We start from the raw sequence: 14366 nt of genomic DNA on the forward strand, positions 1-14366 counted from the left end.
CATGGCACACCGGTCGGTATTCGATGTGCATTGTGCACGCCGCATTCGCGCACTTGGATACCGATCGTTATCTCACGCGCCGCTCATCGCGGACAGCGGGAGGCTATTGGATTGTTCGGCAGTCGACGCGATAACTTGGACAGGTGATGAAGGATTCCGTAGCCACCACGGCAGGAGCATGGCGGGCAGGTGACGGCACCGCGGTGCCGTTCCGTGAGGCAACAGTGGCCTGGGCGCTGGCAGCGCACGCCGAATTGGCCGAAACCGCAACCGGGTACGGACATTTCGTCACAGTGAACGAACTCGCCGAGCGCGTGCAGGAAGTGTCCGGCGTGCACACCAAGGCCCCGACGCGCACCTGGATGGACGCCATCCTGCGCAAGGTGGCCCGGCGCTGCCACAGCGCGGGCGAACCGCCGCTCCCGGCGCTGTGCGTGCGGCAGAACCACACCGTGGGCGATGCCTACAAGTACGTGCTCGAATTGGCGGGGCTGCCGATTCCGGTCGATCTGGAACTGCACGCCGCCTATGCCCGCTGGCAGTGCTACCAGTTCTACGGCGCGGCGATTCCGGCCGACGGCGGTGTGCCCCCGCTCACCCCGAAGGTGGCCGCCAAGCGCAGCATGACCATCGGCACACCCCAGGCCGAGGTCAAGCCGGAGCCGGTGCGCGAGGCGCTGTGCCAGGAGTGTTTCATCCAGTTGCCCGCGAACGGCGTCTGTTACTTCTGCGCGTAGCGCGCGAGATCCACTACCGCGAAATCACTCCGCGGGTTCGGGATTCGGATCGCTGTCGGGCAGCGGATCCGGCATCTCCTCCAGCGCGGCGATCTGCAGGTGAATGAAGGCGGCGATCCGATGCCGGGCCGCCGCCGGTAGTCGGGCGATATCGGCCGCCGCCAGCGGATTGGCGCCCAGCGGCGGTTGCGGTGGTGGTTCCCCCTCCGGATCGGTGGGAACCACCTCGAGATGAGGACGCTGCGCGGACCCCGGAGTCTCTGGCTCATCCGGGTCGGCGGCGACGGCTGATCGCACCATGTCGTGACCATAACCCGTCGGCGACCGGCGCGTGAGGCGTTGGCGCACTTGAGCCTTCGCGATGCAAACCGTACGGGCGCGCGGTAAGTGAGCGGTGTTACGCGGGGCGACCAGCGATGCTGTAGAGGTCTCGGGCCGGTCCGGTGAGCCGCTGCCCCCGGGGCCATACCGCGCGCAGTTCCCGATTCAGATCCAGACCGGTCACTTCGGGGGACACCAGCAATCCCTCGGCGAGTTCGGATGCCACCGCGAGCGAACTGAGTACCGCCGGGCCGATGCCGTCGGCGACCGCGGTTTTGATGGCGGTGGTCGAAGACAGTTCCAGGGCGACCTCGGGCCGCCAGTCCGGGATAACGCGAGTCATGGCTCGCTCGAAGGAGTTTCGGGTGCCCGAGCCCGATTCCCGGTAGATGAGCGCGGTATCGGCGAGTTCTCGCGCGGTGATGGCCCGGCCGCGCGCCCAGCGATGATCGGGCGCGACCACCACCACCAGCCGATCCCGCGCCACCAGATGTGTCTCCAGTTCCCCGGGTACCGCCGGGCTCTCCACGAAGCCGATGCCGGCGCGCCCATCCAGCACCGCCCGCGCCACCTCGGCCGAATTCCCGGACTCCAGCGCCAGCGACATGTCGGGCATACGAGTTCGCAAGGCCGTCAACCACTTCGGGAACAGGTACTCGGCGATGGTCTGGCTCGCCGCCACCCGCAATCGCGAATCCCGTTGCTCCCGCAGCGAATCGATTCCGGCGTCGAGCCGCTGCGCCGCGTCCACCACATCGCGCGCCCATTCCGCGATCAACGCCCCCGCCGCCGTCGCCCGCGATCCGAGCGTCGTTCGCTCCAGCACCGGCACCCCCACCAGCTGCTCCAGATACCGAATCCGCGAACTCGCCGACGGCTGACTGATCCCGTGCGCCTTCGCCGCCCGCCCCAGACTCCCCAGCTCGATCACCGACAGCAGCAGATCCAGCGCGGCGAGATCGGGCACCCGAGGTGACAGCGTCATAGGACCACCCTATGCCCATCCGCAACCCCGCAGCGACCCGAACCGCACCCGGGCCCGCCGACGGCGAATTCCACGGGCCACCACGCCCGCTCACAGCGGTCGTCGGTGCGGGGTGGCCACCGCCATCGTCGCCGTCGTACCGATCAGGGCCGATACGACGCCTTCACCCGGCGTTCACGATGCTGCGCCAGAGTGGCGAGGGTGACGAGTATCGCGACGGTGGATGACCTGATGACGCTGCTGGCCGACTGCGAGGACGCCTGGGATATGCCCGATCGCAGCGGCGATCCGGTGGACATCCTCGATCATGACCGGCAGTGCGCGGAGATCCTGCGGCAGCAGCACCCCGGCGACGAGGAACTCCAGGTGGCGGGGCTCGTGCACGATATCGGCCACGTACTGTTCCCCGGCGACGACGCCGGCCACGGTGTGCACGGCGCGAACGCGGTGCGCGAACTGCTCGGTGACCGGGTGGCCCGGCTGGTCGAATTGCACGTCACCGCCAAGCGCTACCTCGCCGCAACCGATGCGGCGCACACCTCGGCGCTCTCGCCGTCGAGTCAGCGCACCCTGATCGCACAGGGCGGCCCGATGACTCCGGCCGAGATCACCGCCTTCGAAGCCGACCCGGATTTCGACGCCGCGCTCACCCTGCGCCGTGCCGATGACGCGGGCAAGGTCATCGGCCTCACCGTGCACCCCCTCGATTGGTGGCGGCCGGTCATCGCCCGCGTCGCGGCCGCCTGACCGGTACCCCGGCCGCCGGACCGCGAATCAGGTTGCGGCGGATAGCCAGTCGCCGAGCATGGTGGCGGTTTCCTCGATGATGCGGTCCGGGTCGAGGCCGGGTGGGGGTTGCAGGGCCATGCGCAGGCTGGCGGCCAGGCCCGCGTTGACCATGACGAAGGCGCGGGTGTCGAGTTCGGCGTCGGGGCGGGGCCCCAACTGCTGGAGCAGGTAGGCGCGGGTGAGCAGGAGCAGGCGGCGTTCGAGGCCGCCGAAGCCGATGCCCGCGACCGTGGCGTCGGCGGCCAAGGCGCGCACCAGATCTCGGCGGTCCGCGACGGCGTGCATGATGACGCGCAGACTGGAACCGACCGATTCGCGCAGTGGCAGGCCGATGCTGCCGAGCACCGCCTCGGTGAACCGCTCTTCCAGATCGGTGAGCAGGCGGGTGCGGAGCACCTCGATGATGGCGGCCTTGTCATCGAAGTAGCGGTAGAGCGAGCCGATGCTGATGTGCGCGTGCGCGGCGATCCGATTGGTGGAGATCTCGGCCATGCCGTGCTCGGCGAAAAGTTGAGCTGCCGAGTCCAGGATGCGCTCGCGGGTCTCCCGTGCACGGTCCTGACTCGGCTTGCGGCGCTGGACAGCGGGGTTGTCAGGCATTCGTCAGCCCGGTGCACAAAAGTGAGTAGAAGGTGAGCATCTACTCACTTTATCCTCGAATCATGACTCGCGAGAAGGTTCCGGCCGCCATGGAAGTCGCGGCGGCGGGCCGCATTCCGACGGAGTTCCGCTACTGGGAGCGGCGCGATGATCCCAGTGTCCAGCGTGCCCGGCGCATGTGGCGCACTTTCTTCCGATTCGATCCACAACCCTCCGACGCGCTGGTGCGTGAGTTCGCCGAGGCCTACTACCGGGCCGATCCGGTCGCCGAGGCCTTCGTGGACGAGGTGTATCTCGGCGAACTCGGCCCGGCGGCGGGCCGGGCCATGCTGGATCAGGCGCTGACGCACGGCATCGAATCGGTCCCGGACGCGCCACCCACCCTGGTCCGGCTGTTCGAGGAATTCGAGACGCCGCCGGAGTGGTTCGACCCCGAGCTGGTCGCGGCGGGCGCGAAGGTGTTCCGGCGCTGGGGCACCTCGGTTTTCAGCTTCGCCACCACCAGCACGCTGGAAATGTATTCGGAAAGTTCGATAGCCAAACCGCTGTCCTACGCGGGCGGCTACGCCGGGGACAAGGCGCATAAGCGGCAGCTCGAGACCGTGCGTTTCTGGATCGACGTCTCGGATCCGGGTGGCCTGGATCCCGGCGCGCGCGGCAGGCAGACCGCCATGCGAGTGCGCATCATGCACGTATTCATCCGCCGCAAGCTCATGCAGCGCCCCGAATGGGATTACGCCGCGTGGGGAGTGCCGATCAGCGTGGGCGACGCGACGCTCACCCTGATGGGCGGCAGTGTGGTCCCGGGTCTGGCGCTGTGGAGTGTCGGGCATCAGACCACGATCACCGAAATCGAAGCGACGCTGCATTTCTGGCGCTACGTCGGCCATCTGCTCGGCGTGCAGCCCGCCTGGTATCCGCGCGATTTCCGGGAATCGGTGCAGCTCATGTTCGCCGCCTTCGTCAAGCGCGCGTTCACCGCGGGCGCGGACGGCGAGGAACTGGTGGAGTCGTACCTGCCCGCCTTCGAGCCGAAGCCGAACACCCCGTGGCCCAAACGAATTCGGGACGAGTTCAACTACCGCGTGCAGATCGGCTACACCGGATTCTGGCTTCCGCCGGGCACCTACGCCCGGCACCGCATGCCACACCGCTTCCCCTGGATCCTGCACCCGATCGCCCAGGCCCCCGTACTCTTCGGCGCGGAAACCCTGCGCCGCGTCATCCCCGGCCTGGACGCGATCGCCGACCGCGTGCAACGCCACCGCCGAGAACAGTGGTACCGCAACGAAGTCGGCGACCGGGCGGCGGAGTTCCATCCGGTGGAGGAGTTCCGCCGTTAGCTGCTGGACGCCCCGGCGAAGGGGATGGCGGCCGGGGGCGCGGGGCGGCGGTTCGGGTGCTGCCACACGCCTTTTCGTTCCAGGATGGGCAGTACGCCCTCGCCGAACCAGTAGGCCTCTTCCAGGTGCGGGTAGCCGGACAGCACGAATTGGCTGATGCCCGCCTTGGCGTATTCGAGCAGGCGTTCGGCGACCTCGGCGTGCGAACCGACCAGGGCCGTGCCCGCGCCGCCGCGGACCAGGCCGACGCCCGCCCACAGGTTGGGTGCGATCTCGAGGCGGTCGACGCTGCCGTTGTGCAGCTCGCTCATGCGGCGCTGACCTTCGGATTCGCTCTTGCCGAGGGCGGCCTGCACGCGTTCGATATCGGCCGGATCGATGCCCGCGAGCAGCTTGTCCGCGACCGCCCACGCCTCCTCGGAGGTGTCGCGGGTGATCACGTGAATGCGCAAGCCGTAGTCCAGCTTTCGCCCGTGATCCACCGCGAGCCCGCGAATCCACTCCAGTTTGCGGCTCACCGCGAGCACCGGTTCACCCCAGGTGAGGTAGGTGTCGGCGTACTTGGCCGCGACCGGCCCGGCGGGTGCGGAGGAGCCGCCGAAGAACACCGGCGGCACCGGGTCGGGATGGTTCGACAGCAGCGCGTTCTCGACCCGAATGTGCTCTCCTGCAAAGGAGAACGGCCGGTGCGAGTTCCACAGCGACTTCACCACGTGCAGGAATTCCCCGGTGCGCGCGTACCGGGTCTCCTTATCGGCGAAGTCGCCGAAGGCCGCCTGTTCGGCGGGTTCGCCGCCGGTCACCACATTGAGCAGCAGCCGCCCGTTGGAATGCCGTTGGAAGGTGCCCGCCATCTGCGCGGCCAGGGTGGGGCTGACCAGTCCGGGTCGCAGTGCGACAAGAAATTTCAGCGATTCGGTGGTTCCGGCCAGCATGGCGGTGGTGAGCCAGGCGTCCTCGCACCAGGAGCCGGTCGGGGTGAGCACCGCTTCGAATCCGTTGGTCTCCGAGGCCGCCGCGATCTGATTCAGATAGTGCAGCGAGGCCGGGCGGTCACCGGACATCGGGGTGCCGTGCCCGCCGACCACGAGGCCGCGCGAGTCACCGGAGGTGGGCAGAAACCAGTGGAACGACAGGCTCATTCGATCTCCTTCAGGAGGTGAAGCGGTCATTGAAGCGGGTGTCGATGAAGTCGGCGATATTCACCTTGTTCGGGATCAGCTTGGCGTCGGAGAACGCGTCGGCGACCGTCTGCTCTTCGGCGATGGTCGCCTGATCGAGCGGATGGTGCTGGTAGAGAGCGCGTTTCACGGCGACCAGGGTGACGTCGTAGGGCACGCCGGTGAGCTCGGCCGATTGTTTGGCCCAGGCGTCCGGATTCTCCTTGACCCAGGCGTGCGCCCGCTGCAACCGGGTCAGCAGATCGCGCAGCGCGGCCGAACTGGCCTTGTTGGCAAGGGCTTTGGTGCCCGCGACGAAGAAGCTGTCACCGCGCACGAAGCCCTCACCGGTCACCAGAACCCGGTTGCCGTCCTTCTCCGCCTGCGCCACATAGGGATCCCAGACCGCCCAGGCATCGACCCGGCCGGTGGACAGCGCCGCCAGCGCGTCGGCGGGCTGGAGGTACTGCGGTTCGATATCACCGAAGGTGAGGCCGTTCTTGGCCAGTACCGTCAGCAGATGGTAGTGCGAGGAGCTGCCCTTGGTGACGGCGATCTTCTTGCCGCGCAGGTCCTTCGGGTCCTTCAGGGTCGAATCCTTGGGCACCAGGATGGCCTGGCCCGCCAAACCGCTGGAGTAGCTGCCGACAATCTTGATCTGCGATTTGGCGGCCGCCGCGAACACCGGCGGCGCGTTGCCGACGCCGCCCAGATCCACCGATCCGGCATTGATGGCCTCGAGGATCGGCGGTCCGGCGGTGAAGGTGGAGTACTCCAGCTTGTACGGCAGATCCTTGGCCTGGCCGGACACCTCGAGCAGGGCTTGCAGCCCCAGCCCCTTCTGATCGCCGATATGCAGCGTCACCTGCGAAAGATCCACCGAGCCATCGGCATTGACGCCCTTGCTGTTGTCGTCCCCGGACCCGCAGGCCGCGGTGACGAGCGCGGCGGTGACCGCCAGGGCGGCGAACAGGCGTCTGCTGACGGGTTTCATACGGTTCCTTCCGGGGTCACGCCGAGTTCCGCGAGCAGGTTCGATCGCAGGGCGAGAAATTCGGGGTGGTCACGGCGGCGCGGGCGCGGCAGATCGATGCGCAGTTCCCGGGCGATGCGGCCGTCGGCCAGCACCAGGGCGCGATCGGCGAGCAGCAGCGCCTCGTCCACATCGTGGGTGACCAGCAGTACGCCGGGCTGATGCGCGCCCCACAGTTCGAGCACCAGATTGTGAATGGTGATGCGGGTCAACGCGTCCAGCGCGCTGAAGGGTTCGTCCAGCAGCAGCAGATCCGGATCGCGCACCAGGGCGCGCGCCAGCGAAGCGCGCTGCGCCTCACCGCCGGAGAGGGTGAGCGGCCAGGCGTCGGCCCGCTCGGTCAATCCCACCTCGGCGAGCGCGGCGCGGGCCGCCTGCTTCGGATTCGGTTGCCGCAGACCGAGAGTGATATTGGCGAGCACCTTCTTCCACGGCACCAGCCGCGGTTCCTGGAAGGCGACGGCCACTTCACCGGGGACCGAAAGCTCTCCCTCGGTGGCACTGTCGAGTCCGGCCAGCGCCCGCAGCAGCGTGGATTTGCCGGAGCCGCTGCGCCCGAGCAGCGCCACGAATTCCCCGCGCCGGATATCGAGATCGATGCCGTGCAGGACACGTCGTTCGCCGAAGTCCTTGACCAGACCGCGAACTCGGACCGCGTCCGCGGTCGCTACGTTGCCAGGAAGCCGCGTCGCCATGACAGCGCCCTTCTCTCGATGAGCCGAACAATGGCGTCGGTGAGCAGTCCGAGCACGCTGTAGACCAGCAGTCCGACCACGATCACGTCGGTGCGCAGGAATTCGCGCGCGTTATTGATCAGATAGCCCAGTCCCGCATCGGCATTGACCTGTTCGGCCACGATGAGTGCCAGCCACGCCACCCCGAGCGATTGCCGCAGGCCGACCAGCGCCTGCGGCAGCGCGCCCGGCAACACGATGTGCCGGATGAGCGCGGCCCGCCCCAATTGCTGCACCTGCGCGAGCTCGGCGAGTTTGCCATCCACACTGCGGATTCCGGCAAAGGTATTGAGGTACAGCGGAATCGCCACACCGAACGCCACCAGCACGATCTTGGGCAGTTCGCCGATCCCGAACCACAGGATGAACAGCGGAATCAGCCCGTAGAACGGCAGCGTGCGCAGCATTTGCAGAATCGGGTCGACCAGATTCTCACCCACCCGGCTCAGCCCGGCGGCCAGCGCCAGCGCGATACCGGCGACCGCGCCGATGGCGAAGCCGACCGCGGCCCGCTGTAGCGAGACCGTGAGCGCGTCCACGAGGGTGCCGTCGGACAGCAGGTCACCGGCGGTGTGCACCACGGTGACCGGCGAGGCCAGCAGCCGCTCGGACAGCACCCCGGTGGCGCTGGCGACCTGCCATAGCGCCACCAACAGGATCGGACTGATCAACCGAACCCAGGAAGCGGGCGGGCGCGGCAGGCGCGCCAAACGAGGCCGGACGGCAATGGGCCGGGCCTGCACGGCAACTGAGGACACGACAGCACCTCGGGCGAATGGGGGACGGGGACCGGGCGACCGCAACCCACGGCCGCCTCGTTCGAGGTTGCCGCCCCGCGCCCGGCTCGTCACCGGTTGTAATCCATGTGATTCTTGATCAGCCGGATTCACGGACTGCCACAATGGATCCGCGACGAGGAGCCGAAAACGCCATGACGAGTCCGCATCATCCGCTCACCGTCGGATCGAGGTTCGGCCCCTACCGGCTGGACCGGTTGATCGGGCGCGGGGGCATGGGCGAGGTGTATCAGGCCTACGACACGGTCAAGGACCGGACCGTGGCCATCAAGGTGCTGCCGGAGCGGCTGGCCCAGGATCCGATGTACCGGCAGCGCTTCCAACGCGAATCCCATGCCGCGGCGCGGCTGCGCGAGGCGCATGTGATTCCGATTCACGATTACGGCGAGATCGACGGGCGACTGTTCATCGATATGCGTCTGGTGGACGGTGACAGCCTGCGCGCGCTGCTGCGCGATGCCGGGCCCGGAGCACCCGAGCGCACCGTCGGGCTCATCGAGCAGATCGCCGCGGCCCTGGACGCCGCGCATCACGACGGTCTGCTGCACCGCGATATCAAGCCCGACAATATTCTGCTGACCGGGGACGGCTTCGCCTATCTGGTGGATTTCGGCATCGCGCAGTCGGCGACCGATCCGTCCCTGACCAAGGATGGTTCGGCGGTCGGGTCCTACCACTACATGGCCCCCGAGCGGTTCGCCGCCACCGAACTCACGCCCGCCGCCGATGTGTACGGGCTGACGTGTGTGCTCTACGAATGCCTCACCGGCGTGCGGCCGTTCACCGGCGCGAACGACGCCCAGATCATGCGGGCGCACCTGTTCGAGACACCACCCCGGCCCAGCCGGGTGCGCGCATCGGTGCCCGCGGCCTTCGACGCGGTCATCGCGCGCGGGCTGGCCAAGAGTCCGCAGGAGCGCTACCCCAGTGCGGGCGCACTGGCCGCCGCCGCGCGGACGGCCCTGGCTGCCGCCGATCCGGGTCCGTCGGCGGTGACCGAGCCGGTGGATACGGCCGCGCAGCAGCGGACCGTCACCAGCGCGAGCTCATCCGGTGCGGCGACGGCGGGCCCGGGTTCCCGGACGGGACGGACGCGGCGCATCGCGGCGGTGCTCGGGGTGCTCGTATTGGTCGCCGCCGCACTGGGTTTCGCGGGGTGGGCGGTGGCGTCCAAGCACAATTCCGGTATCCCGATGGCCGATGACACCGCTTTGACACAGGCCGATATCGATCTGCTCGCCCAGGTGGACGGTGTCGCGTACAAACGGCAGAACTGCGGACACGAACGCCCCGACTCCAATACCACCGCGGTCTTCCTGTGTGGCGCGGTTCCGGCCGCCTCCAGCCCGGCGGCCCGCTTCTGGCGGTTTCGCAGCGCCGACGCGCTCCAGGACTATTACCGGACACTGATACTCACCACCCTGCACGCCACCAACTGCCCCGATGATCCCGCCGGAGTCGACGGCCCCTCCCTGGTCAATGGGAAGGAGGTGGGCCGAAAAGCCTGCGTGGTCAACAAGACCGAGACCCCGAACGCTCCCAAGCCCACCCTGGTGCTGACCAATACCGCGCTGCTGGCCATGGCCATCTATGTCTACGACGGCCCGACCGATACGGCCCTGCGCGACTTTCGCGCGAAGGACGGCGGCGGGCAGTTCCGCGCCGATCTGCCACCGCAGGATCCGGACTCCTTCACCGCCGCCGACCGCGCGCTGCTCTCGCATACGGGCACGGACTACCGCGCGAGCAATTGCCGACATTCCGATCCGCCGGGGTCGGTGGCGAATGCGTACCTGATCTGCGGCAGCAGGATCGGCGTACCCGGGGTGAGTTTCTTCGGCTTCCCGAATCAGCAGTCGACCGGTGTTCTGTATCAGGCTGATCTGAGCCAGTTCCCGGGTCACGCCTGCGGTGGCGGCGGCGGGGCCGATGAGGTGTGGCGGCATGCGAGCGGTCCGGTCGGGCGGTTCTTCTGCTTCAGCGACTCCTCGTACACACCGGCGCGGACCTGTCTGCTGGCCATGCACGGGACGCTGAGCCTGTTCATCTACACCTGCGCGATGACACCGGACAATCCGGAGAACGGCCCGAAAGACGAAGCGGCGCTTCAGTCCTGGTTCCAGCGGGATTTCGGATGAGGCGGAGATGACGAATCCGGAGCGCGCACCGGTCGTCGGGGCCCGATTCGGACCCTACCGGTTGGATCGGCTGATCGGCCGCGGTGGTATGGGCGAGGTGTATCAGGCGTACGACACGGTCAAGGACCGCACCGTGGCGATCAAGGTGCTGCCCGCGCGCCTGGCCGAGGATCCGGTGTACCGCAGGCGTTTTCAGCGCGAATCGCATGCGGCGGCGCGGTTGCGCGAGGCGCACGTCATTCCGATCCACGATTACGGCGAGATCGACGGCTACCTGTACATCGATATGCGCCTGGTGGACGGGGAGAGCCTGCGGGATCGACTGCGCCGCACCGGACATGACGCACCCGAGCGCGCCGTCGCGGTCATCGAACAGGTGGCGGCGGCATTGGACGCCGCGCACGCGGACGGCCTGCTGCACCGGGATATCAAGCCGGACAACATTCTGCTCACCCACGAGGGCTTCGCCTACCTGGTGGATTTCGGCATCGCCCAGTCCGCCACCGATGCCACGCTCACCGCCGACGGCTCGGCGGTCGGCTCCTTCGGCTATATGGCCCCCGAACGCTTCTCCTCCCGGGATCTGACCCCCGCCGCCGACGTCTACGCCCTGGCCTGCGTCCTGTTCGAATGCCTGACCGGCACAAGACCTTTCATCGGCGATACGGACGCCCAGATCATGCGCGCCCACCTCTTCGACCCGGTCCCCCGCCCCAGCCTGGTCCGTCCCGCGGTCTCCGCGGCCTTCGATCCGGTGGTCGCGCGCGGTATGGCCAAGAACCCGGGCGAGCGGTACCGCACCGCGGGCGACCTCGCCCAAGCCGCGCGCGCGGCGCTCACCGCACCCCCGGAATCGGGCGAGCCAACCCTCACGGGCGCGGACACCGACCACGACGACGAAACGAAATCCGCTGCCGCGCCGCAGGACACGGACGACCGCGATTCCGACTCCGGGCCGCGGCACGAACCCGCGGCGTCCACGGCCGAAGCCGCACAGCTGTCACCGAGACATGATGCGGCCGCGCCGGGACAGCGGCCGAAGCCCGAAAACGCTTCGGGGCCGGGCCGCCGGCCGCCAACCCGGGGCGCGCCCGAATCGGAATCGGACGCGGTGGACAGCTCGCGGTCCATACGAGCCGGAATCGCCGTGGTGCGGCGGGTGGCGGGCCGGTTCGGCCGTCCGACTCGGCCGGTGCTGCTGGGCGTGGTCACCGCGCTGCTCGCGGCGGCGCTGGGATTCGCGGGATGGGCCGCGGCGCAGCCACTTCGGACCGGGCACGCGGTGCCGAACGCCACCGCGCTGACGCGGGCCGATATCGATCTGCTGGCGTTCACCGAACGTCCGGCGTTCAATCGCGCGAACTGTGTGCACGAGGAGCCCGACGAGTTCAGTCTGGCGATCCTGTCCTGCGCCATGAACTATCACGCGGGCAATCCCGGTGTCCGGTTCTGGCGTTTCCGCGATGCCGACAAGCTGCACGAGTACTACACCTCGGTCCTGGACGTCACCGGACTCACCGCGTGCCCGGGTGATCCACCCGGCCGGGACGCGCCGTCCACGCGGGATGGCAAGGAGGTGGGGCGGCGGGGCTGCTACACCAATACCAAGATCGGCCCGGCGCCCAAACCCTCGTTCATCGTGACGAACGAGGAGATCCCGGCCATGGCCATGTACCTCTGGGACGATGTCTCGGATCAGCCGCTGCGCGATTGGGAAGCCCGGCAGGACTATTGGCAGTTCCGCTCCGCCGATCGCACCCGCGATCCGGATGTCTTCTCCCCCGCCGACCGCAAACTGCTGACCGATCTGGGCCAGGATTGGACCACCGGTAATTGCCGGCACGGCGAGGTGCCGCAGGGTTCGGCCGCCAACGCCACGGTGGATTGCGTGAACGCCAATGGCTTCCCGATCACCGGCTTCCTCGGTTTCGCCGATCGGGCCTCGGCGACCCAGCTGTATCAACAGGATCTGGATCTGCTCAAAGGCCACGCCTGCGGCGGCGGACCCGATCGCGGCGATACGGTCTGGCGGCAGGAAGGCAAATTGGTCGGCCGGTACTACTGCTATCCGGATCCGGATCAGACCCAGAACGGCCGCCCGTGCCTGCTCGCGCTACCGGACGAATTCGATACCGCCGCCATCTTCTGCGCACTGCCGCAGGCGGATCCGCATCTGGGCCCCAAGTCCGAACAGCAACTGCTGGAATGGTTCCTGCGCAAACTCGGCTAGGGCGCGGCGGTCGCGAAGGCATCCGGAAATAGGAGATGCCGGGCTCCCTCCGCAGCTGGGAGCCCGGCATCAGGGTCGGCACCGGTGTGGGCGGTGACGACGTTCGGGGGGTGCGCCGCTCGATCGGCGTAGCGCACCGGGTATTCAGTGCGCGTCGCGCACTATCTCGACCGCCCGGGTCAGCAGCCCGAGCCCGTGGGTGAGTTCGTCCTCGGTGGCGACCAGCGGCGGCAGCAGTTTCACCACTTCGTCATTGGAGCCGGAGGTTTCCACCAGCAGCCCCAGTTCGAAGGCGATGCTGCTGACCTTGGCGGCCTGCGAGGCATCGTCGAACACCAGGCCGTGCACCATGCCGCGGCCCCGGGTGGAGGTGCCGCTGAAGGTTTCGGTCATGGCGGTGAGGTGCTTGCGAATGTGCTCACCCTTGGCGAGGGTGGCGGCCTCCATGCCCGCACCGGTCCAGTACTCGCGCAGCGCGACCTCACCGGTGATGAAGGCGGCATTGTTCCCACGGAACGTACCGTTGTGCTCGCCCGGTGTCCACTGGTCGAGTTCGGGCTTCATCAGCACCAGCGCCATCGGCAGGCCATAGCCGCCAATGGATTTCGATAGCGTGATGATATCGGGCTGGATGCCGGCGACCTCGAAGGAGAAGAACGGCCCGGTGCGCCCGCAACCCATCTGCACATCGTCGACGATGAGCAGAATGCCGCGCGCGGAGCACATATCGGCCAGTGCGCGCAGCCATTCGGCACGGGCGACATTCACCCCGCCCTCGCCCTGCACGGTTTCCACGATCACCGCGGCGGGCTTGTCGATGCCCGAGGAGCTGTCGTCCAGGGTGCGGCGCATCCACGAGAAGTCGTCCACGCCTTCGAGATACCCGTCGTAGGGCATCGGGGTGGCGTGGATGAGCGGTACGCCCGCGCCCGCGCGCTTGGCGGCATTGCCGGTGACCGACAGCGCGCCGAGGGTCATCCCATGGAAGGCGTTGGTGAAGTTCAGCACGGCGGTGCGCCCGGTGATCTTGCGCGCCAGCTTGAGTGCGGCCTCGACGGCGTTCGCCCCGGTGGGGCCGGGGAACTGCACCTTGTATTCCATCCCGCGCGGAACCAGCAGCACATCCCGAATGGTCTCGAGCAGACGGCGTTTGGCGACGGTGGACATATCCAGCCCGTGCGTGATGCCGTCCCCGAGGAGATAGTCGATCAGGGCCTTCTTGAGCACCGGGTTGTTATGCCCGTAGTTGAGCGAGCCCGCACCGGCGAAGAAGTCCAGGTACTCCTTGCCATTCTCGTCGGTGAGCCAGCAGCCGCGCGCGGTGTCGAACACCGTCGGCCAGGCACGACAGTAACCGCGCACGTTGGATTCGAGCGTCTCGAAAACAGTCGTCTCGGCCACGGTCATCGATCGTCCTAGCGTCGGAGCAAAGTGAAACAGTGACGTTTCTACCATCGATCGCTCGCGCCGCGGAGGGTTTTCGGTGAATCCGGGCAATC

At 67.9% G+C, this 14366-nt stretch carries 13 protein-coding genes; 5 read left to right on the forward strand and 8 right to left on the reverse strand.

Annotated elements, in window-relative coordinates; translation table 11 throughout:
• Nucleotides 1–146 precede the first annotated feature (146 nt).
• Nucleotides 147–737: a hypothetical protein gene (locus ACFVUS_RS40995; RefSeq protein ID WP_387779998.1), complete on the forward strand. Its 591-nt coding sequence runs from the start codon at nt 147–149 to the stop codon at nt 735–737.
• A 24-nt stretch (nt 738–761) separates the two neighbouring features.
• On the opposite strand, the gene ACFVUS_RS41000 is transcribed toward ACFVUS_RS40995, so the two are convergent.
• Together ACFVUS_RS41000 and ACFVUS_RS41005 are read right to left on the reverse strand one after the other, a co-directional pair.
• Nucleotides 762–1037, reverse strand: a complete 276-nt coding sequence (locus ACFVUS_RS41000; protein WP_387780001.1) for a hypothetical protein — start codon at nt 1035–1037, stop codon at nt 762–764.
• Nucleotides 1038–1134: 97 nt separating this feature from the next.
• Nucleotides 1135–2043 carry a LysR family transcriptional regulator gene (locus tag ACFVUS_RS41005; protein ID WP_387780004.1) on the reverse strand — a complete coding sequence of 303 codons (909 nt, stop codon included), beginning with the start codon at nt 2041–2043 and terminating at the stop codon, nt 1135–1137.
• A 201-nt stretch (nt 2044–2244) separates the two neighbouring features.
• Here ACFVUS_RS41005 and ACFVUS_RS41010 point away from each other — a divergent pair, with 201 nt between their 5' ends.
• A complete protein-coding gene (locus ACFVUS_RS41010; protein WP_387780007.1) occupies nt 2245–2790 on the forward strand; it encodes an HD domain-containing protein in 546 nt (181 codons plus the stop codon).
• Between the two features lie 27 nt (nt 2791–2817).
• On the opposite strand, the gene ACFVUS_RS41015 is transcribed toward ACFVUS_RS41010, so the two are convergent.
• On the reverse strand, nt 2818–3432 hold the full coding sequence (locus tag ACFVUS_RS41015) for a TetR/AcrR family transcriptional regulator (RefSeq protein WP_387780010.1): 615 nt from the start codon (nt 3430–3432) through the stop codon (nt 2818–2820).
• A 62-nt stretch (nt 3433–3494) separates the two neighbouring features.
• Between ACFVUS_RS41015 and ACFVUS_RS41020 the strand changes: the two genes are divergently transcribed.
• Entirely contained in the window at nt 3495–4775 is a 1281-nt protein-coding gene (locus ACFVUS_RS41020; protein WP_387780013.1) for an oxygenase MpaB family protein, read from the forward strand.
• On the opposite strand, the gene ACFVUS_RS41025 is transcribed toward ACFVUS_RS41020, so the two are convergent.
• Genes ACFVUS_RS41025 through ACFVUS_RS41040 form a run of 4 tightly spaced genes read right to left on the reverse strand, consistent with a single transcriptional unit; the run spans nt 4772 to nt 8460 of the window.
• Nucleotides 4772–5917 carry an LLM class flavin-dependent oxidoreductase gene (locus tag ACFVUS_RS41025; RefSeq protein WP_387780016.1) on the reverse strand — a complete coding sequence of 382 codons (1146 nt, stop codon included), beginning with the start codon at nt 5915–5917 and terminating at the stop codon, nt 4772–4774. The two genes, ACFVUS_RS41020 and ACFVUS_RS41025, sit on opposite strands and share 4 nt — an antisense overlap.
• 10 nt (nt 5918–5927) lie before the next feature.
• Nucleotides 5928–6929, reverse strand: a complete 1002-nt coding sequence (locus ACFVUS_RS41030) for an ABC transporter substrate-binding protein (protein ID WP_387780019.1) — start codon at nt 6927–6929, stop codon at nt 5928–5930.
• A complete protein-coding gene (locus ACFVUS_RS41035) occupies nt 6926–7663 on the reverse strand; it encodes an ABC transporter ATP-binding protein (RefSeq protein WP_387780022.1) in 738 nt (245 codons plus the stop codon). Before ACFVUS_RS41035 ends, ACFVUS_RS41030 begins: the two co-directional genes overlap by 4 nt.
• The gene (locus ACFVUS_RS41040; protein WP_387780025.1) at nt 7636–8460 is read right to left on the reverse strand and encodes an ABC transporter permease; all 825 of its coding nucleotides are present in this window, start codon (nt 8458–8460) and stop codon (nt 7636–7638) included. The genes ACFVUS_RS41035 and ACFVUS_RS41040 overlap by 28 nt, the downstream gene beginning before the upstream one ends.
• 173 nt (nt 8461–8633) lie before the next feature.
• Between ACFVUS_RS41040 and ACFVUS_RS41045 the strand changes: the two genes are divergently transcribed.
• The gene (locus ACFVUS_RS41045; RefSeq protein WP_387780028.1) at nt 8634–10637 is read left to right on the forward strand and encodes a serine/threonine-protein kinase; all 2004 of its coding nucleotides are present in this window, start codon (nt 8634–8636) and stop codon (nt 10635–10637) included.
• 7 nt (nt 10638–10644) lie between these two features.
• Entirely contained in the window at nt 10645–12867 is a 2223-nt protein-coding gene (locus ACFVUS_RS41050; protein WP_387780031.1) for a protein kinase, read from the forward strand.
• A 144-nt stretch (nt 12868–13011) separates the two neighbouring features.
• Here ACFVUS_RS41050 and ectB read toward each other — a convergent pair whose 3' ends face one another.
• The gene (gene ectB, locus ACFVUS_RS41055) at nt 13012–14274 is read right to left on the reverse strand and encodes a diaminobutyrate--2-oxoglutarate transaminase (RefSeq protein ID WP_387780034.1); all 1263 of its coding nucleotides are present in this window, start codon (nt 14272–14274) and stop codon (nt 13012–13014) included.
• Nucleotides 14275–14366: the final 92 nt, after the last annotated feature.

Origin of the sequence: Nocardia sp. NPDC058058, assembly GCF_042885355.1 — a bacterium.
Classification (GTDB): Bacteria; Actinomycetota; Actinomycetes; order Mycobacteriales; family Mycobacteriaceae; genus Nocardia.

Bases quoted from the DNA above. Each gene is read 5' to 3' on its own strand.
- ectB (WP_387780034.1), bottom strand. From the start codon at position 14,274: ATGACCGTGGCCGAGACGACTGTTTTCGAGACGCTCGAATCCAACGTG.
- ACFVUS_RS41035 (WP_387780022.1), bottom strand. From the start codon at position 7,663: ATGGCGACGCGGCTTCCTGGCAACGTAGCGACCGCGGACGCGGTCCGA.
- ACFVUS_RS41030 (WP_387780019.1), bottom strand. From the start codon at position 6,929: ATGAAACCCGTCAGCAGACGCCTGTTCGCCGCCCTGGCGGTCACCGCC.
- ACFVUS_RS41000 (WP_387780001.1), bottom strand. From the start codon at position 1,037: ATGGTGCGATCAGCCGTCGCCGCCGACCCGGATGAGCCAGAGACTCCG.
- ACFVUS_RS41050 (WP_387780031.1), top strand. From the start codon at position 10,645: ATGACGAATCCGGAGCGCGCACCGGTCGTCGGGGCCCGATTCGGACCC.
- ACFVUS_RS41020 (WP_387780013.1), top strand. From the start codon at position 3,495: ATGACTCGCGAGAAGGTTCCGGCCGCCATGGAAGTCGCGGCGGCGGGC.
- ACFVUS_RS41015 (WP_387780010.1), bottom strand. From the start codon at position 3,432: ATGCCTGACAACCCCGCTGTCCAGCGCCGCAAGCCGAGTCAGGACCGT.
- ACFVUS_RS41025 (WP_387780016.1), bottom strand. From the start codon at position 5,917: ATGAGCCTGTCGTTCCACTGGTTTCTGCCCACCTCCGGTGACTCGCGC.
- ACFVUS_RS41005 (WP_387780004.1), bottom strand. From the start codon at position 2,043: ATGACGCTGTCACCTCGGGTGCCCGATCTCGCCGCGCTGGATCTGCTG.
- ACFVUS_RS41045 (WP_387780028.1), top strand. From the start codon at position 8,634: ATGACGAGTCCGCATCATCCGCTCACCGTCGGATCGAGGTTCGGCCCC.
- ACFVUS_RS40995 (WP_387779998.1), top strand. From the start codon at position 147: ATGAAGGATTCCGTAGCCACCACGGCAGGAGCATGGCGGGCAGGTGAC.